General features: G+C 68.2%; 15 protein-coding genes, 1 other RNA gene and 1 pseudogene. 8 read left to right on the top strand and 9 right to left on the bottom strand.

Annotated features, from left to right (window positions below; all coding sequences use genetic code 11):
- Positions 1–14 precede the first annotated feature (14 nt).
- Positions 15–1,931 (bottom strand): sigma-54-dependent Fis family transcriptional regulator, encoded by a 1,917-nt coding sequence (locus tag ACPUER_RS07350; RefSeq protein ID WP_425130755.1) that lies wholly within the window; start codon positions 1,929–1,931, stop codon positions 15–17.
- Positions 1,932–2,468: 537 nt separating this feature from the next.
- Between ACPUER_RS07350 and ACPUER_RS07345 the strand changes: the two genes are divergently transcribed.
- The 6 genes and pseudogenes from ACPUER_RS07345 to lipA all read left to right on the top strand — a co-directional run bounded on the left by ACPUER_RS07345 (position 2,469) and on the right by lipA (position 8,025).
- Positions 2,469–3,527, top strand: coding sequence for an ATP-NAD kinase family protein (locus tag ACPUER_RS07345; RefSeq protein WP_425130754.1), 1,059 nt, complete (start codon positions 2,469–2,471; stop codon positions 3,525–3,527).
- Positions 3,528–3,586: 59 nt separating this feature from the next.
- A pseudogene (locus tag ACPUER_RS07340) lies at positions 3,587–3,793 on the top strand (SDR family NAD(P)-dependent oxidoreductase); the annotation flags it as partial.
- Positions 3,794–3,894: 101 nt separating this feature from the next.
- Positions 3,895–4,878, top strand: coding sequence for a thiamine pyrophosphate-dependent dehydrogenase E1 component subunit alpha (locus ACPUER_RS07335; RefSeq protein ID WP_072437215.1), 984 nt, complete (start codon positions 3,895–3,897; stop codon positions 4,876–4,878).
- Between the two features lie 54 nt (positions 4,879–4,932).
- Entirely contained in the window at positions 4,933–5,937 is a 1,005-nt protein-coding gene (locus ACPUER_RS07330; protein WP_310141357.1) for an alpha-ketoacid dehydrogenase subunit beta, read from the top strand.
- A gap of 4 nt (positions 5,938–5,941) precedes the next feature.
- The gene (locus ACPUER_RS07325) at positions 5,942–7,057 is read left to right on the top strand and encodes an acetoin dehydrogenase dihydrolipoyllysine-residue acetyltransferase subunit (protein ID WP_175960920.1); all 1,116 of its coding nucleotides are present in this window, start codon (positions 5,942–5,944) and stop codon (positions 7,055–7,057) included.
- 2 nt (positions 7,058–7,059) lie between these two features.
- Positions 7,060–8,025: a lipoyl synthase gene (lipA, locus tag ACPUER_RS07320; protein WP_425130753.1), complete on the top strand. Its 966-nt coding sequence runs from the start codon at positions 7,060–7,062 to the stop codon at positions 8,023–8,025.
- Between the two features lie 11 nt (positions 8,026–8,036).
- On the opposite strand, the gene ACPUER_RS07315 is transcribed toward lipA, so the two are convergent.
- The 8 genes from ACPUER_RS07315 to trxA form a co-directional block, all read right to left on the bottom strand.
- Positions 8,037–9,392 (bottom strand): MATE family efflux transporter, encoded by a 1,356-nt coding sequence (locus tag ACPUER_RS07315; protein ID WP_425130752.1) that lies wholly within the window; start codon positions 9,390–9,392, stop codon positions 8,037–8,039.
- A gap of 2 nt (positions 9,393–9,394) precedes the next feature.
- Positions 9,395–11,227 carry an ArnT family glycosyltransferase gene (locus ACPUER_RS07310; RefSeq protein WP_175960917.1) on the bottom strand — a complete coding sequence of 611 codons (1,833 nt, stop codon included), beginning with the start codon at positions 11,225–11,227 and terminating at the stop codon, positions 9,395–9,397.
- A 145-nt stretch (positions 11,228–11,372) separates the two neighbouring features.
- Complete coding sequence (locus ACPUER_RS07305; protein WP_006753671.1) at positions 11,373–11,633, bottom strand: type B 50S ribosomal protein L31; 261 nt, start codon at positions 11,631–11,633, stop codon at positions 11,373–11,375.
- 157 nt (positions 11,634–11,790) lie between these two features.
- Positions 11,791–12,624 (bottom strand): zinc-dependent peptidase, encoded by an 834-nt coding sequence (locus ACPUER_RS07300; RefSeq protein WP_175960916.1) that lies wholly within the window; start codon positions 12,622–12,624, stop codon positions 11,791–11,793.
- Positions 12,625–12,662: 38 nt separating this feature from the next.
- Positions 12,663–14,219, bottom strand: coding sequence for an MFS transporter (locus ACPUER_RS07295; protein ID WP_425130751.1), 1,557 nt, complete (start codon positions 14,217–14,219; stop codon positions 12,663–12,665).
- A complete protein-coding gene (locus tag ACPUER_RS07290) occupies positions 14,216–14,716 on the bottom strand; it encodes a MerR family transcriptional regulator (RefSeq protein ID WP_425130750.1) in 501 nt (166 codons plus the stop codon). Before ACPUER_RS07290 ends, ACPUER_RS07295 begins: the two co-directional genes overlap by 4 nt.
- A 131-nt stretch (positions 14,717–14,847) precedes the next feature.
- The gene (rho, locus tag ACPUER_RS07285) at positions 14,848–16,110 is read right to left on the bottom strand and encodes a transcription termination factor Rho (RefSeq protein WP_006753675.1); all 1,263 of its coding nucleotides are present in this window, start codon (positions 16,108–16,110) and stop codon (positions 14,848–14,850) included.
- Positions 16,111–16,304: 194 nt separating this feature from the next.
- A complete protein-coding gene (gene trxA, locus ACPUER_RS07280; protein WP_006402348.1) occupies positions 16,305–16,631 on the bottom strand; it encodes a thioredoxin TrxA in 327 nt (108 codons plus the stop codon).
- A gap of 390 nt (positions 16,632–17,021) precedes the next feature.
- On the opposite strand from trxA, the gene ffs reads away from it, so the two are divergent.
- Positions 17,022–17,120, top strand: an RNA gene (gene ffs, locus ACPUER_RS07275) — signal recognition particle sRNA small type.
- Positions 17,121–17,247: 127 nt separating this feature from the next.
- Positions 17,248–18,856, top strand: a 1,609-nt coding sequence (dnaX, locus tag ACPUER_RS07270; RefSeq protein WP_425130749.1) for a DNA polymerase III subunit gamma/tau, incomplete at its 3' end; no start/stop codon positions are given.

Genomic DNA, 18,856 nt, shown 5'->3' with positions numbered 1-18,856 from the left:
GTCGCGCCCGCGCGTCAAGCGCGGTGCGGCGCGACGATCCGGTGTTTCGCGATCCGCCGGTACAGCGTCGCGCGCGAGATGCCGAGCGCCTGCGCGGCCGCGTCGGGCCGCCAGCGGTGCGCGGTGAGCGCCGCGACGATGCGGCCGCGCTCGTCGTCGGGCAGTGCGCCGGCCGGGGCGCCGCCGAGCTGTGCGGCGAGGTCGGCCGGCAGGTCGCGCCGCGTCACGCGCGCTGTGTCGCACACCGCGCACGCATAGCGCAGCACGTTGCGCAGCTGCCGTACGTTGCCGGGCCACGGATAGGCGGCGAGCTGTTCGGCGAGCGTCGCGTCGAGCGTGAGTACGTGGCCGGTCGCCTGCGCTTCCTCGGCGAACACGGCGGCAATCACGTCGCGCACGTCTGCGCGCTCGCGCAGCGGCGGCAGTTCGAACGTCGCGCCGCTCAGCCGGTAATACAGATCTTCGCGGAACGTGCCGTCGGCCACCATGCGCGCGAGATCGCGGTGCGTCGCGCAGATCACGTCGAGGTCGACGCGCACGGGCGTGTCGCTGCCGAGCGGCACGACCTCGCCGCCGGCGAGCACGCGCAACAGCCGTGTCTGCAGCGCGAGCGGCATGTCGCCGATTTCGTCGAGAAACAGGGTGCCGCCGTCGGCAAGCGCGATCTTGCCGCGCGCGCCGTGCTTGCGTGCGCCGGTGAACGCGCCGGCCGCATAGCCGAACAGTTCGCTCTCGATCAGCGCTTCCGGCAGCGCGCCGCAGTTGACGGCGACGAACGGCCGCGCGCGCCGCGCACCGGCGTCGTGGATCGCGCGCGCGAATACTTCCTTGCCCGCACCGGTCTCGCCGAGCACGAGAATCGGCAGCCGCTTGCTCGCGACCCGCAGCACGAGCTCCGCCTGTTGCGCGATGTGCGCGTCGCTGCTGTGCAGGAACGGCGTCAGCGCGCCGACGTGGCGTGGCGCGGTGCCCGCGCGCCGCGATACCGTGCCGGGCTCGCGGCCGGCGCGTCGTAGCGGCGCACGCAGCCGCGCATAGAGCGGTGCGCCGGTCGCGCGCAGCCGCAGCGCGACGATCGTGTCGAGCCGCGCGGCATCGCGCAGCGGCATCTCGGTTGCGTCGAAGATCTCGTCGATATGGCGCGGTTCGCGCAGCGCCGGCAGCGCGTCGCGGGCCTGCCGGTTCGCGGCGACGATATTGCCGCATTCGTCGAACGCGATCAGCCACTCGGGTTGCGCTTCGACGTAGTGACGGTTCGGATGCCCGAACAATATCCAGTGCTGCGCGGTGCTGTGCACGAAGTAGCCGTCCTCGATCAGCGCCGCGCTTTGCCGCACGAGCTGGTAGACGAGGCGCTGGCTGTCGCGGCCGTCGGGCGAATGGACGGCCGACGCGTCGAGCACGCCGATCAGTTCGCCGCCCGGCGAGAAGATCGGCGCTGCACTGCAGGTGAGTGTCGTGAACGCCGCGCGAAAGTGATCGGTCTTGTGCACGGTGATCGGCGCGAGATCGGTCAGCACGCTCGCGACGCCGCACGTTCCTTCCTCGCTTTCCGACCAGCACGAGCCGATGTGCAGCCCGGCATGGCGGAAGTCGTTGCGGCGCTCGCGGTCGATCCGGTAGTCGATCGTCACGCCGTGCGCGTCGGTCAGCATCACGCAGTAGTCGGCGACGCGGATCATGTCGTGCAGCCGCGTCAGGCATTGGCCCGACGCGCGCAGGAAAGCTTCCTCCTTGTCGCGCACTTCGCGCAGCTCGGACGCGGTCAGCACGCGCGGGCCGATCGACGAAGCGGGATCGAGACAGTAGCGCTCCAGCGAACGTTGCCACGACGACACGAGGCGCGCGGAATCGGCCGGCGCGGGCAGGCGTCCGGCGAGCGCGCCGAGTACACGGTCGGCGTGCTGGGCCTGGGGGACGGCGTAGGGCATGGTCGACTCCGGTTCCGTACGGCGGGGAATTCGATGTTCTTGTAGCACATCCGGTCCGGCGGATCACATTGCATCGCAGCACGCAGCACGCGTGAGACGTTCGTCTCATGTGTCTCTCGCCCGGTCTCGCGCGGTTGAGACGCCCGCATGCGTGGCGCGCAGCGGTCGTCCGGCTTGTCGCGGCATGCGCCACGCCGCATCAACGCAGGGTTTGCAGGCAGCGCGGCACGCTTGCGCAGGCGCCGCGACGAGCGCGTCGTCGCGACGACGACGTGAGACGCGGAGGCGGATTGGGCGCGCGCTGCTTTGTCGCAGTCGCGAATCCAGAACACGTGCATGCCCGCCGCGCCAGCGTGCGCGCGGGTTTCGCGGTCATTGCATACACGATGGCACGCCGCTTGCAGAGATCACGGGCAAGTTCGGCGCAGTCGCGTCGGCGACGACGATCCGCAGCCCGTCGATGGCAGCGGACGAAACAGGCAGGGCCGGAGCGGGCGCCAATGCGCCGGTGCCGGTCAACTGGATGGAGACAAACCCGTGACGACGCCCGTTACCGTCGGTGTGATCGCGAACCCCGCATCGGGGCGCGACATTCGCCGCCTCACGACGCATGCATCCGTGTTTCCGACGGCGGAGAAGGCGAACATGATCGTGCGCCTGCTGGCCGGCCTCGGCGCGATGGGCGTCGAGCGCGTGCTGACGCTGCGCGACCGGACGGGCATCGCGACGCTGCTGCTGCGCGCGCTCGACACGCATCGCGCGGTCGCGCCGCACGAGCGCTGGCCCGAGGTCGAGTTCGTCGACCTGCCGATCACCGATACCGTCGCCGACACGCAGGCCGGCGCCGCGTACCTGCACCGGATGGAAGTGGCGCTGATCGTCGTGCTCGGCGGCGACGGCACCCATCGCGCGGTTGCCGCGTTTTGCGGCGCGACGCCGCTCGTCGCGCTGTCCACCGGCACCAACAACGCCTTTCCCGAGCATCGCGAGGCGACCGTCGCAGGCGTCGCGGCCGGACTCGCCGCGACCGGCGCCGTGCCGGCCGAGGTTGCGTTCACGCGCAACAAGCGGCTCGTCGTGCGCTGCGTGGCGGGTGCACAGCCAGGGCGCGAAGAGATTGCGCTCGTCGACGTGTGCGCGGCGCGACAGCGCTTCATCGGCGCCCGCGCGATTTCGGGGCCCGACGACATCGACTCGCTCTACCTGACGTTCGCGGAACCGGACGGCATCGGCCTGTCCGCGCTCGGCGGCGCGTGGGCGCCGCTCGAGCGCAGCGCGCCGCACGGGCTCGCGATGCGCTTCGCGGACGAAGGCACGACGGCCGGCACGCCGCTCGTCGCGCCGATTGCGCCGGGCCGCGTCGACCGCGTCGTGATGCGCAGCTGCGAGCGGCTCGAACCGGGCGCGTGGCAGACGATCCCGTTCGAGCGCGGCACGCTGGCGTTCGACGGCGAGCGCGAGATCGAGGTTGCGCGCGGCGATCGCTACGAGATTTCGCTCGACTGGCGCGGGCCGCTGACGGTCGATGTCGGCCGCACGCTGCGCTACGCGTCTTCGCGGCAATTGCTGCGCGATGCCGGCGCATGGCGCGACTGAGCCTCCGTTTTTCCGAACGACATTTCGACATCCATAACGAACATCAAGGAGACATTGCCATGACAGCCCCACTCGAAGGACAGGTCGCCATTGTCACGGGCGGCGCGCGCGGCATCGGCCGCGGCATTGTGCTGACACTCGCCGGCGCGGGCGCCGACATCCTGCTGGCCGACCTGCTCGACGACGCGCTCGATGCCGCTGCGAGCGAGGTACGCGCGCTCGGCCGCCGGGCGGCGGTCGCGAAGGTCGACGTCACGCAGGCCGCCGACGGCAGCTTCACGTTCCACTGACGGCCGCGGGCCGTGCAATCCGTCGCCACGGCACGGCCGCGGCGGCATTCGCAGTCAGACCTACCCAGGAGACACACATGACCGTTTCGACCCAGCTCAGCAGGGACAAGCTGCTGGACGCATACCGGCTGATGCGCACGATCCGCGAATTCGAGGAGCGCCTGCACGTCGAATTCGCGACCGGAGAAATCCCCGGCTTCGTTCACCTGTACGCGGGCGAGGAGGCGTCCGCGGTCGGCACGATGCTGCACCTCGGCCTCGCCGACTACGTCGCGACCACGCACCGCGGCCACGGCCATTGCATCGCGAAGGGCGTCGACGTGCGCGGGATGATGGCCGAGATCTACGGCAAGAAGACCGGCGTCTGCCACGGCAAGGGCGGCTCGATGCACATCGCCGACCTGTCGATGGGGATGCTCGGCGCGAACGGAATCGTCGGCGCGGGCGGTCCGCTCGTGTGCGGCGCGGCGCTCGCGGCGAAGCACCGGAAGACCGGCGGCGTCGGCGTGTGCTTCTTCGGCGACGGTGCGTCGAACCAGGGCGTGATCTTCGAATCGATGAACCTCGCGTCGGTGTGGCGGCTGCCCGCGATCTTCGTCGCCGAAAACAACGGCTATGCGGAAGCGACGTCGTCGAGCTGGTCGGTCGCGACCGACAACATCGCCGATCGCGCGAACGGGTTCGGGATGCCGGGCGTGATCGTCGACGGCTTCGACTTCTTCGCGGTGCACGAAGCGCTCGGCGAGGCCGTCGAGCGTGCGCGCAACGGCGGCGGCCCGACGCTCGTCGAGGTGAAGTTCACGCGCTATTTCGGGCATTTCGAGGGCGATGCGCAGACCTATCGCGCACCCGGCGAGGTGCAGAAGCTGCGCGACGAGAAGGACTGCCTGAAGCATTTCGAGACGCGCGTCGTGCGCGCCGAAGCGCTGACGACCGACGATCTGCGCGCGGTCGACGCCCAGGTGAAGGCGCTGATCGACGATGCGGTCGCGCAGGCGAAGGCCGCACCGCTGCCCGACGCGGCCGACCTGCTGACCGACGTCTACGTGTCGTACCCGTGAGCGCGGCCTGACACCGCAACCGGCACGGCGAACCGAACATTCCAGGAGACAGACATGGCAAGGAAGATCACTTATTCGCAAGCGATCAACGAGGCGCTCGCGCAGGAGATGGCGCGCGACGACAGCGTGATCGTGATGGGCGAGGACAATGCGGGCGGCGCGGGTGCGCCGGGCGACGACGACGCGTGGGGCGGCGTGCTCGGCGTGACGAAGGGGCTGTTCCACAAGTTTCCAGGGCGCGTGCTCGATACGCCGCTGTCCGAAGGCGGCTACATCGGCGCGGCGGTCGGCGCGGCCGCGTGCGGGATGCGGCCCGTCGCGGAACTGATGTTCATCGATTTCATGGGCGTGTGCTTCGACCAGATCTTCAACCAGGCCGCGAAATTCCGCTACATGTTCGGCGGCAAGGCGGTGACGCCGGTCGTGATCCGCGCGATGTACGGCGCCGGGCTGCGCGCGGCTGCGCAGCACTCGCAGATGCTCACGTCGCTGTTCACGCACATCCCGGGGCTGAAGGTCGTGTGCCCGTCGACGCCGTACGACGCGAAGGGGCTGCTGATCCAGGCGATCCGCGACGACGATCCCGTGATCTTCCTCGAGCACAAGCTGCTTTACACGCGCGAGGGCGACGTGCCGGAGGAGTCCTATGCGATTCCGTTCGGCGAGGCGAACGTGATGCGCGACGGCGACGACGCGACCATCGTCACGTACGGCAGGATGGTGCATCTCGCGATGGATGCGGCCGCGAAGCTCGCGAAGGACGGTATCCAGGTCGACGTGATCGACCTGCGCACGACGTCGCCGCTCGACGAGGAAACGATTCTCGAAAGCGCGGCGCGCACCGGGCGCGTGGTGGTCGTCGACGAAGCGAACCCGCGCTGCTCGATCGCGACCGACATCGCCGCGCTCGTCGCACAGCGCGCGTTCCGAACGCTCAAGGCGCCGATCGAGCTCGTGACCGCGCCGCATACGCCCGCGCCGTTCGCGAGCGTGCTGGAAGACCTGTATATCCCGTCCGCCGATGCGATTGCGCAGGCGGTCCTGAAGACGAGGAGCTGACACGATGTCGATTCACATGATCACGATGCCCAAGTGGGGGCTGTCGATGGAGCAGGGGCAGGTCAACGGCTGGCTGAAGGCGATCGGCGAACGCGTGACGAAGGGCGACGAAGTGCTCGACGTCGAGACCGACAAGATCTCGTCGGGCGTCGAATGCGCGTTCGACGGCACGCTGCGCCGGCAGGTCGCGCAGGAAGGCGAAACGCTGCCGGTCGGCGCGCTGCTCGGCGTCGTCGCGGCGGCCGACGCGAGCGATGCCGACATCGATGCGGCGATCGCCGAGTTCCAGCGCGATTTCGTGCCGAGCGCGGCATCAGACGAAGCGGCGGGCCCGCAGCCCGAGAAGGCGCAGATCGGCGGCCGTACGGTGCGCTTCCTGAAGCTCGGCGACGGCGCGGGCACGCCCGCCGTGCTGATCCACGGCTTCGGCGGCGACCTGAACAACTGGCTGTTCAATCACGCGGATCTCGCCGCGCACCGGCCCGTATGGGCGCTCGACTTGCCCGGTCATGGCGAGTCGGGCAAGGCGGTCGACACGGGCAGCCTCGACGAGCTGGCCGACGCGGTGCTCGCGCTGCTCGATGCGCAGCACATCGACCGCGCGCACCTGATCGGCCATTCGATGGGCGGCGCGGTCGCGATGGCCGCGGCCGAACGCGCGCCGCAGCGCGTCGCGTCGCTGACGCTGATCGCGAGCGCCGGGCTCGGCACCGACATCAACCGCGTCTATATCGACGGCTTCGTCGCCGGCAACAGCCGCAACACGCTGAAGCCGCACCTCGGTGCGCTGTTCGCGGACAACGCGCTCGTGACGCGGCAGCTCGTCGAGGATCTCGTCAAGTACAAGCGGCTCGAAGGCGTGCAGGCCGCGCTGGAGAAAATCGCGAACGCCGCGTTCGACGGCGCGGCGCAGCGGCGCGTGTTCCGCGACCGGCTCGCGTCGCTCGCGCCGCGCACGCTCGTGATCTGGGGCGAGCGCGACCAGGTGATCCCCGCGCAGCACGCGCGGGGCTTGCCGGACGGCGTGCGCGCCGAGGTGATCGCCGGCAGCGGGCACATGGTGCAGATGGAGGCGGCCGCCGACGTGAACCGCCTGATCGTCGCGTTTCTCGGAGACTGACGATGGCCGCCGCGCTCGAACGACCCAGCCTCACGGCGCTCGGCCAGCCGGGCGCGAGAAGCCGCGACAAGCTCGCGCGCATTCCGGTGCGCGTCGAGCCCGCGGCCGGCGCGGCGCTGCCGAAGCCGCCGTGGCTGCGCGCGCGGCCGATGATGAGCGCGGCGGTGGCCGACATGGCGGCCGTGCTGCGCGACCATCGGCTGCATTCCGTCTGCGAGGAGGCGATGTGCCCGAACATCGGCGAATGCTTCGCGCAGCGCACCGCGACCTTCATGATCATGGGCGGGCTGTGCACGCGGCGCTGCCCGTTCTGCGACGTCGCGCACGGCCGTCCCGAGCCGCTCGATCCCGACGAGCCCGCGCGGCTGGCCGATGCGGCCGCGGCGCTCGGGCTGCGCTACGTCGTGATCACGTCGGTCGACCGCGACGACCTGCGCGACGGCGGCGCCGCGCATTTCGCCGCGTGCATCGCGGCGGTGCGCGCGAGCGCGCCGGGTATCGGCGTCGAAGTGCTGACGCCTGACTTCCGCGGCCGTGTGGCGCGCGCGCTCGACGCGCTGTCGTCGGCCTGGCCGGACGTGTTCAACCACAACATCGAGACGGTGCCGTCGCTGTATCGCGCGGCGCGGCCGGGCGCCGACTATCGCGGCTCGCTCGAACTGCTCGTGCAGGCGAAGGCCGCGCGGCCGACGCTCGTGACGAAGTCGGGGCTGATGCTCGGGCTCGGCGAGCGCGACGACGAGGTGCGCGACACGCTGCGCGACCTGCGCGCGCACGAAGTCGACGTACTGACGCTCGGCCAGTATCTGGCGCCGTCCGAGCACCATCTGCCGGTGCGGCGCTACGTGAGCCCGGACGCATTCGCCGCGTGGCGCGACGAGGCGCTGGCGCTCGGTTTCAGGGAAGTCGTTGCCGGTCCGCTCGTGCGGTCGTCCTATCACGCGGCCGACGTGCTGGCGGATGCGTAGCGGGCGGTGCGTCAGGCCTGGGCCGATACGTGTGCGCGGCTTACGTGGCGCAGGTAGAACACGAGCCCGGCGCCCGCGAGCATCAGGCTGACCGTGTTCGCGAACCAGAAGCCGCGCGCGCCGGTCAGCCATGCGGGCGCGATGCCGCCCACGTCGAAGCCGAGCACGTAGCCGCCGCTGAGCCCGACGCCCCACAGCGCGACCGCATAGATCACGGTCGGCACGATCGCGACCTTGTACGCACGCAGCACGAACGCCGACGTGACCTGCAGCGCATCGAACACGTGGTAGCACGCGACGATCGCGACGAGCGGCATCGCTGCCGCGGCGACGGCCGGGTTCGGCGTATAGCCGCTGACGATCAGTGGGCGCAGCGTAAAGACGAGCACGCCGTATGTCGCGGCAACGCCGCACGCGAAAATCATGCTGTGCCGGCCGAGCAGCCGTGCTTCCTCGGGGCGTCCGGCGCCGAGCGCGCGCGCGACCAGCGTCGAGGCCGCCACGCCGATCGACAGCGGCGTCATGTACAGCACCGCGCCGATGTTGCCGGCGATCTGGTGGCCGGCGAGCGTCGTCGTGCCGAACTGCGCGATGAACAGCGCCATGCAGGTGTACGACGTGACCTCGATCAGGTACGACAGGCCCATCGGCACGCCGAGTTTCAGGATCGCCTTCTGGCGCTCCCAGACGGGCCAGCAGAAGCGCGAGAAGATCGCGAGCGGCGCGAACACGTCGAGCTTCGCGAGCAGCGTATAGCCGATCAGCGCGAGCGCCCAGTTGATCAGCGTGCTGGCAAGCCCGCAGCCGGGGCCGCCGAGCGCCGGCACGCCGAACCCGCCGAAGATGAACCACACGTTGAGCGGAAACTTGAGCAGCAGCGCGCCGATCTGCAGGGTCATCGCGAGCCGCGGCTTGCCGGCCGCGTTGGTCAGCGCGTTGTAGATGCGGAAGACGAGGCTGGCGGGCAGCCCGTACGACAGGATGCGCAGGTAGTCGACGGTGCGCTCGTGCAGCGCGGCGGGCGCGTGCGCGACGCGCAGCAGCGGCTCGGGAAAATGCAGCAGCAGGAAGCCGGGTACCGCGAGCAGCAGCGCGAGCCACAGCGCCTGGCGGACTTCCTCGCCGATCTCGGCATAGCGCCGCGCGCCGTACAGTTGCCCGGTGATCGGCTGCAGTGCGGACAGAATGCCTGTCAGGCCGATGTAGATCGACACGTAGATCGACGAGCCGAGCCCGAGCGCGGCGAGATCGGTGGCCGAGTAGCGGCCGACCATCGCCGTGTCGATCACGCCGAACGCGATGATCGCGAGCTGGCCGACCAGCACCGGCCACGCGAGACCGACGATCCGGCGGATGTCGCCGAACATCGTCAATCGGCTGCCTGGCGGCGCGGCGGGCGCCGCTTGACGGGCGTCTTCGGCCGTTCGATGCGCTCGTACAGGCGGAAACGTTCGTCGCGGTCGGCGACGCGGCGGCCTTCCCACACGAGACGCCACACGTATTGCGACATCGCGCTCGGTTCGCCGAAGTCGGAACGGTCCTGACGCAGGATCACGTCGCAGTCGCCTGAGAAATCGAAGTGCATGTTGCCGAAGTACGCGAAGGTCGCGATCTGCGCATCGCCAAGCCGCACCGGCGAGATGCACTCGTAGTCGGACGGCAGGTGCAGCGCGATCTGTTGCGCGACATCGCGATAGGTCCGGCCGTAGTTGACGATCGGCAGCCACAGCGTCATCAGCAGCACCCACATCAGCGTGGTGCCGGCGCCCGACAGCACGACGCTGCGCCACAGCACCTTCGGCTGCCGCGAGACGCGCCAGCGCACGAGCACGCACCAGCACACGGTGACGATCACCGCGCAGATGAACGACAGGATCTTGAAATGCGGTTCGTAGCCCGGCACGAGGCGCGCGAGGTTGCGCGCGAGCGGATGCGGGAAACCCGTAAGCGACGCGAGCCATACGAGCCATACGAAGGTGCCGAGGATCGTGAAGCTCAGCACCGCGAACCAGTCGAACGCGTTGATTGCGCCGCGCTTGAGGGTCGGCAGCGCGAACGTCGCGAGCACCGCGAGCGGCGGCAGCAGCAGCATGTACATGCGGTTCGACTGCTGGCTCTGCAGGATCACGAGCGCGACGAGCGGCACGGCGACCGACAGCGGAATCGCGATGTGCGCGCGGCGGCGCATGCCGGCCCAGCTCCACCACGCCCAGATCGCGAGCGGCCACGCGGGCCACGTGAACAGCGGCAGGTTCTTCGCCGCATACGCGAGCACGGCGGTCGGCGGGCCCGAAAAGCGCATCAGGCTGCCGTGGATCCACTGGTTGAAGAACCACGCGGCGTCGTCGGGCGCCGCGACGAACGCGGCAAGCGGCCACAGCGCGAAGATCGCGGCCGCGAGCGGCACGCCGACCAGCGGCAGGCGCAGGTTGCGCATCTCGGGCGTGACGAGCCACAGCGCGGCGGTGCCGGCGAGCAGCGCGACGACCAGCACGGGGTTGCCGGACAGCGCGACGAGGCCGATCGCGAGGCCCCACCACAGCGCGCCCTGCATCGGCTTGTCGATGCCGCGCACGATCCCATAGACGAGCATCGCGATCCACGCGAACTGCGCGAGCTGCGGCGTCGTCTCGTGCCCGCGTTCCGCGAGGCCGAAGCACGCGACGAGGACCAGCAGCGCGCCGTCGGCGAGCGTGCGGCCGTAGTCGCGCGGTTCCGGCTCGCCGCCGAATGCGTACTTGAACGGCTGGACCTCGGCGCGCCGGCCGAGCAGGTAGGCCGCGTACCAGACGAACGCGCATGCGACGCAGAACAGCACGCCCGTGTCGACGCGCGACGCGTTGCTCGCATCGACCCACGGGCCGAGGCCGCGGATCGACAGCGCACCGAGCCAGTAGCCGAGCGGCCCGTCGGTCGTGATGAACTTGCCGACCAGGTTCGGCAGCAGCCAGTCGTGCCAGCCGCCCTTGGCCATCGTCCACATCACGCCGAAGCCCGCCGCGTCCTCGTTTTTCCACGGGTCGCGGCCGAACAGGCCGAACGCGGCGTAGACGAAGCAGAGCGTGAGCAGCAGCCAGCGCGGCAGCGCACGCGTGGCGGAGGCGGTGAGACGGACGACAGGCTTCATGCAGATGAGCGTTTTGTTATGGGCGGGCGGCCGGCGCGGGTGCGCGCGGTCGAGCCGGTTTCGAGCATCCGGCATTGTAGACGCGCCGGCTGTTGCGCGTCAGGTCGTTGCCCGGACGCCGGCCGGCGCTTTTCCGGCGAGCAGAGACAAAAAAGGGCAGCCTGGGCTGCCCTTTTTGTGCGATACCGGTGCGTTGCAACCACCGGATGCGGTGCGAAGCTTACTTCGCCTTGCCGCTGGCGCGTACGCCGAACTTGTTCTTGAACTTCTCGACACGGCCTGCCGTGTCCATGATCTTTTGCTGACCCGTGTAGAACGAGTGCGATTCCGACGACACTTCGATCTTGGCGAGCGGGTAGGTCTTGCCGTCGAGTTCGATGTTTTCGCGCGTCTGGATCGTCGAGCGCGTGATGAACTTGAAGCCGTTCGACATGTCTTGGAAGACGACTTCGCGGTAGTTCGGGTGGATGCCTTCTTTCATGGTCTTTCCTTGGTGAGAGCGGTAGCCAACCCGCCGCTTGCCGTGCCGGAGCGCGCACATTGCGCATACCGGACGACGCCAAGCCCGGCGCGAGCCACTTGCCTAAGGTCGAAAAACGGCGATTATGCCAGAAAATCAGATGGTTGACGAATAATTTTCACGGTGCGTCGAGCGCGCCGGTGCCCGCCGGATCCTGCCGGTAATAGCGGGCGAGCAGCCGGTACAGCTCCGGAAATTCGGACTCGAACGCTTTCGGCCGCACGAACAGCGCTTCGCTGCATACCGCGAAGAATTCCGACGGGTGGTCTGCCGCATACGGATCGATCAGCGATTCCCGCTCGAAGCGCGCCCACGCGCGGTCCGGCACCGCGTCGACGCGTGCGCAGAACTGGTCGTACGCATGCTCGAACACGTCGGCCCACGCCTGCGCGTCGAGGTGCGGCGCGTGCCAGCGGCGAAAAAGGGGCGGATAGCCGTCGGCCGCGCCGTTGACCATGTCGATCTTGTGCGCGAACTCGTGGATCACGACGTTGTACGCGTCATGGCCGTCCGTCATCTGCGCGTCTTCCCACGACAGGATCACGGGGCCGCCTTCCCATGCCTCGCCGCTCGCATCCTGTTCGACTTCGTGGACGACGCCGTCCTCGTCCTGCACGGTCTTGCGGATCACGAATTCGCCCGGATACACGACGACGCCGACCCAGCCGTCGTACAGCGACAGGTCGAGATTCAGCACCGGCAGGCAGGCTTGCGCGGCGATCGCGACGATCATCGCGTCGGTCAGTTCGAGCCCGTGCGCGGTCGAAAACGATTTCTTCGCGATGAACAGGCTCGTCAGCTCGCGCAGCCGGCCGAGCGCGTCGGGCGCCAGCGTCGCGAGGAACGGCAGGCGCGCGACGGTGTCCTGCCACAGCGCGTCGGGGATCGGGTGGCTGCGCAGCGCGCGGTCGCGGCGGCGGTCGTCGAACCAGCGGGTCAGTTTCGAGAGCATGGAGGCTGCGGACGGAAATCCAAAGCCTGTCTTTTAACTCAATCGATCTCTTTTTGCCATGCCGCGAAGAGGCCGCCGACGAGCGCGACCCCCGCCAGGAAGTAAAAGCCGTCGAGCGACGCGAGGAACGATGCCTGTTGCGCGACCATGCGGGCGATGGCGGCGATCGCGAGGCCGTGCGCTTCGTTCAGCGCGTGCCCGGCGGCCGCATAGCTGCGCGTCAGGGCGTCGACGGTCTGCTGGAACATCGGGTCGAACACGTTCGCGCGCTCGACGAGCCGCGTCTGGTGCACGGCCACGCGATGCTGCTCGACGATGATCACCGACGACGTCGCGAACGAGATCGTCAGTTGCCGCACGATGTTCTTCAGCCGGTAGCCGTGCGTGTACTCGTCGATCGCGAAGATCCGGAACGTCAGGTTGGCCACCGGCAGCACGATGAAGAGCAGCAGCAGCCCGCGCAGCAGCAGCGGGACGATCAACGCGGCTTCGCCGACCTGCGGCGTCATCCGCGTCATCCACAGCGCGGCCGTGACGGCGATCGCGAACCCCGGCACGACGAACCACTTCTTGTGCGTGACGAATTTCGCGTAGCGCAGGTACGCGAACAGCGCGGTGGCCGAGATCAGCGACATCGTGCCGACCAGGCGCCCGGCGTTCTCGACCGGATAGCCGAGCCCGCCTTCGAGGAACCGCGATGTCAGGTAACTGAAGCCCGTCGTCTCGTAGTAATAGAACATGTAGAGCAGCAGCCCGACCTGGAACGTCCTTTCGCGGAACGCATGCAGCCGCACGAGCGGCGTCGGGTGATGCCACTGGTGATACGCGAACCATGCGAGTGCGCCGATCCCCAGGATCGTCAGCAGGATCAGCGTCGGCGAGCCGCTGTAGAGCTGGTAATGCACCTGCTGCAGCACGATCTGCAGCGCTCCTTGCGCGAGCGCGAACACGACATACGGCCAGAAGTGCCCGGAGCCGCGTTCGTCGTCGGGCGTCCTGCCCGAATCGGGCAGCGTGAGCAGTGCGAGGATCGCGAACGCGATGCCGGCGGGCGCCGTGCACGCGAACAGCGCGCGCCACGTCGAATGCGCGACGAGCAGCCCGCCGACGATCGGCGCGAGCGCGCTGCCGAGCAGGATCATGATCAGGAACGCGCGCGTCGCGGGCGGCCGTTCCCGCGGCTTGAAGCTGATCTGGATCATGATCCGGCACGCGCCCATCATCGGGCCGATGAAGTAGCCCTGGAAACCTCGCGCGAACGCGAGTTCCAGCGACGTGTCGGCGAGCGCGGCCGCGATCGCGCCGAACGAGAACATCAGCATGCAGCCCGCGACGTAGCGGCGATGCCCGAGCCGGTCGACCCACCATTGCTGCTGCAGGATGCCGAGCACGGCCGTGACCGCGTACGCGCTCGACGACCACACGAGTTCGTCGGGCGATGCGTTGATGCCGCCCGCGATGTAGCTCGCGAAGAACGAGAAGGCCGCGTTGTCGAAGTAGTCGATGCCGGTGACGAGCGCGAGCGCCCACGGGAACAGGTCCGCGCGCAGGTTCGCGCGGCTCCACAGCGGCGAGCGGCCGGGCACCGCGTTCATTCGCGATCCTTGCGAGTGCGCCGCGTGGCGGCTTCGGCCCGCCGCTGCGCGATCAGCGCATCGGGGTTTTCGCCGGCGAGACGCCGCTCGACGTAATCGATGTCGTGCTGCAGTTCCTTGCGCAGCGCGACGGCTTCCTTCAGTTCGCGCTGGACGGCCGCGATTCGCCGGTCGAGCGTGTCGATCTGCTCGGCGAGGCCGGTGCGGATGTCGCGCAGCGACGCATCCGAATAGCGGCGTCGTCCGTCGCCCGTTTCTTCCAGCGGGCGCTTCAGCATTTCGGTGATGCCGTGCAGCGAGAAGCCGAGCGCACGCAGCCGCAGGATGCGCGCGAAGCGTTCGAGGTCGGCTTCGTCGTAGAGGCGGTAGCGGCCTTCGCTGCGCGACGGCGTGACGAGCCCGCGCTCTTCGTAATACTTCAGCGTGCGCGGCGTGACGCCGAGCCGCGACGCGGCGTCGCTCACGGTCAGCAGCGGGGTGGAGGCGTCGTTCGGCATCGGGAGGCGGGGGATTCGATCGGGGCGATGACGCGATTATAGATCAACCTGTACGTTCACGTTCAGGTTGGGGCCGAAAAACGGCCGCCGGGCAGGATGCGCGGGCGGCCGTTCGTTGCGGGGCGGGGCGATCAGCCGCCGCGACGCATCAGGTCGAAGAACTCGGAATTGCTCTTCGTCTGGCGAATCTTGTCGAGCAGGAATTCCATTGCCTCGACTTCGTCCATGTCGTGGATGAACTTGCGCAGCACCCAGATCTTTTGAAGGATCTCGGGCTTGATCAGCATTTCCTCGCGACGCGTGCCCGACTTGTTCAGGTTGATCGACGGATAGACGCGCTTTTCCGCGAGGCGGCGCTCGAGGTGCACTTCCATGTTGCCGGTGCCCTTGAACTCTTCGTAGATCACGTCGTCCATGCGGCTGCCGGTTTCGATCAGCGCGGTGCCGATGATCGTCAGCGAGCCGCCTTCCTCGATGTTGCGCGCCGCGCCGAAGAAGCGCTTCGGACGCTGCAGTGCGTTCGCGTCGACACCGCCCGTCAGCACCTTGCCCGATGCCGGGATCACGGTGTTGTATGCGCGTGCGAGACGCGTGATCGAGTCGAGCAGAATCACGACGTCGTGCTTCATTTCGACGAGGCGCTTGGCCTTCTCGATCACCATTTCGGCGACCTGCACGTGACGCGTGGCCGGTTCGTCGAACGTCGACGCGATGACTTCGCCGGCGACCGAGCGCTGCATTTCGGTCACTTCTTCGGGGCGCTCGTCGATCAGCAGCACGAACAGGACGACGTCCGGGTGATTCTGCTTGATCGCGTGTGCGATGTGCTGGAGCATCACGGTCTTGCCCGACTTCGGCGACGCGACCAGCAGGCCGCGCTGGCCCTTGCCGATCGGCGCGATCATGTCGATGATGCGGCCCGTGACGTTCTCTTCGCCGCGCATCTCGCGTTCGAGCGCCAGCGGCTTGTTCGGGTGCAGCGGCGTGAGGTTCTCGAACATGATCTTGTGTTTCGAGGCCTCGGGCGGCTGCCCGTTGACTTTGTCGACCTTCACCAGCGCGAAGTAGCGCTCGCCGTCCTTCGGCGTGCGGACTTCACCTTCGATGGTGTCGCCGGTGTGCAGGTTGAAGCGGCGGATCTGCGACGGGCTGATATAGATGTCGTCGGTGCTCGCGAGGTACGACATTTCCGGCGAGCGCAGGAAGCCGAAGCCGTCCGGCAGCACTTCGAGCGTACCGTCGCCGAAGATCGTCTCTCCCGTCTTGGCGCGCTTTTTAAGAATGGCGAACATCAACTCCTGCTTGCGCAGGCGGTTCGCGTTTTCGATCTCGAGGCCATTGGCCATTTCGATCAGTTCGGACACGTGCAGAGACTTGAGCTCGGATAAATGCATACGGAGAACCCGCCAGGGAGGAGAAGCGACGAAAGAAATAAGGGAGGAGGGCGAGCGGAAGCGCTCAGAGACTTAAATGCGTCTTGTAGACGTTTTTTAATTCTAGCATAGGCCGATTCGCGCTTGAGCGGCCGATCGGCGGCTTGACGACGGACGTGTTGCCGGTTGACAACACGTCCGCGGAACTGCCGGTATTACAGGTGGCTGTCCAGGAATGCGGTGAGCTGCGACTTCGACAGCGCGCCGACCTTCTGCGCGGCGGCCGCGCCGTTCTTGAACAGGATCAGCGTCGGGATGCCGCGCACGCCGAACTTCGCGGGCGTGGCCTGGTTGTCGTCGACGTTGATCTTCGCGATCTGCAGCTTGTCGCCGTAGTCCTTCGCGACTTCGTCGAGGATCGGGGCGATCATTTTGCACGGGCCGCACCATTCGGCCCAGAAATCGACGAGCACGGGCTTGTCGGACTTGACGACGTCCTGTTCGAACGATGCGTCGCTGATGTGTTTGATCTGTTCGCTCATTGGGTCAATACCTCTTACGGTTCGGGGACTGCCTGCTTGCGCGTTGCGGCGTACCGGCCGCCGTAGGCTGCCGGCCGCTGCGGCAGGTCACTCCGCTCCCGGAAAGGAGGGGGCGTAAGCGCTGCATGCCGCGGCTCGCGGGTCGTTCGGGCGTCATATTAGCCTAAATTGCTATCTGCTGCGGGCAGCGATAGTAGCCGCTACGCGAGTAGGGGTACGACGCGACGTTCGACCGTTGTGCCCCGCAGGTGGAGGCCGGCTCGCGAATTACAAGGGGGTGGCATATATGTAGCGATTCGGGGCGCCGGACACGCGCCGGCTGGCAGGGTTGTTCGCATTGGTGCGAACAAACGGTCGCATTCATCCGCAAGCGGTGATAGAATATGCCGTGACGGGCCTCCTCGCATGGTGGGGCGGTGAACCTGGTCAGGTCGGGAACGAAGCAGCCACAATCGTTTTCCGCCAGTGCCGAGGGTCGGGCTCGTCACCTTCCTTCTCGCCCCGTTCGCAGGGCGTTTTTTATTTCCGCGTCACAGTCCGTTTTACCTGCACTTTGCCCGTCTTTCGCACCGTTTCGCGTGTCGGCGCAACGCAGCGTTACTGATACAATTTCCCGATGACCTATCAAGTTCTCGCACGCAAGTGGCGTCCGAAGGATTTCGCTTCGCTCGTCGGCCAGGAGCACGTCGTCAGGGCGCTCACGCACGCGCTCGACGGCGGGCGTCTCCATCACGCCTATCTGTTTACCGGAACCCGCGGTGTCGGCAAGACGACGCTGTCGCGGATCTTCGCGAAGGCACTCAACTGTGAAACCGGCGTCACGTCGCAGCCGTGCGGCGTGTGCCGTGCCTGTCGCGAGATCGACGAGGGGCGTTTCGTCGATTACGTGGAGATGGATGCCGCGAGCAACCGCGGCGTCGACGAAATGGCCGCGCTGCTCGAGCGCGCGGTGTACGCGCCTGTCGATGCGCGCTTCAAGGTCTACATGATCGACGAAGTGCACATGCTGACGAACCACGCGTTCAACGCGATGCTGAAGACGCTCGAAGAGCCGCCGCCGCACGTCAAGTTCATCCTCGCGACGACCGATCCGCAGAAAATTCCCGTCACCGTGCTGTCGCGCTGCCTGCAGTTCAACCTGAAGCAGATGCCGGCCGGGCACATCGTGTCGCATCTCGAACGCATCCTCGGCGAAGAGCGGATCACGTTCGAGCCGCAGGCGCTGCGCCTGCTCGCGCGTGCCGCGCAGGGCAGCATGCGCGACGCGCTGTCGCTCACCGACCAGGCGATCGCCTATTCGGCGAACGAAGTGACCGAGTCGGCCGTGTCGGGCATGCTCGGCGCGCTCGACCAGACTTACATGGTGCGCCTGCTCGACGCGCTCGCGGCCGGCGGCGGCCCGGAAATCCTCGCGATTGCCGACGAGATGTCTCTGCGCAGCCTGTCGTTCTCGACCGCGCTGCAGGATCTCGCGAGCCTGCTGCACCGGATCGCATGGGCGCAGTTCGCGCCGGGCTCGGTGCTCGACGAATGGCCGGAAGCGGCCGATCTGCGCCGCTTCGCGGAGACGCTGAGCCCCGAGCAGGTGCAGTTGTTCTACCAGATCGCGACGGTCGGCCGCGCGGAGCTCGGCCTCGCGCCGGACGAGTACGCCGGTTTCACGATGACGCTGCTGCGGATGCTCGCGTTCGAGCCGGCCGTTGCCGCCGGCAGTGCGCCGGGCGGCCAGCCGTCCGTGCCGCGTGCAGTGCCGGGGCCGCGCGCTGCCGCGGCTTCGGCCGCTGCGGCGAAGCCGGTATTGGCTGCCGCCGCCGACGCAGTGCGTCCACAGGCTGCCGCGCCGGCTGCCCCCGTTGCGCCGGTCGCGCCGGTCGTGCGTTCAGCGCCGGCGCAGTCCGGCGCCGAAGCGAGCCGGCCGGCCGTGAAGCCGGCTGCAGCTCAGGCATCCGCGCCGGCTCCGGTTGATGCACAAATTGTCGAGGCGCCGCAGCCGGAAGCGAATGCGGCGCCGCAAGCGGCGCCGGCCGGCGATATGCCGCCACCGGCCCGCAAGGAACCCGAGCCACCTGCCGCTGCTGCCGTTGCGCAACGAAACGACGAATCGGCTGCGCCGGCCGAACCGGTGCCGCGTGCTGCGCCGCCCGAGCCCGCCGCGCGTCCGGCATCGCGCGCAGGCGGTGCCGCCGCCGCGCTCGACGTGCTGCGCAACGCGGGGATGCGTGTGT

Origin of the sequence: Burkholderia sp. DN3021 (assembly GCF_049805555.1) — a bacterium.
Taxonomy (GTDB): Bacteria; Pseudomonadota; Gammaproteobacteria; order Burkholderiales; family Burkholderiaceae; genus Burkholderia; species Burkholderia pyrrocinia_C.
This window is presented reverse-complemented; position numbering and strand designations above follow the sequence as displayed.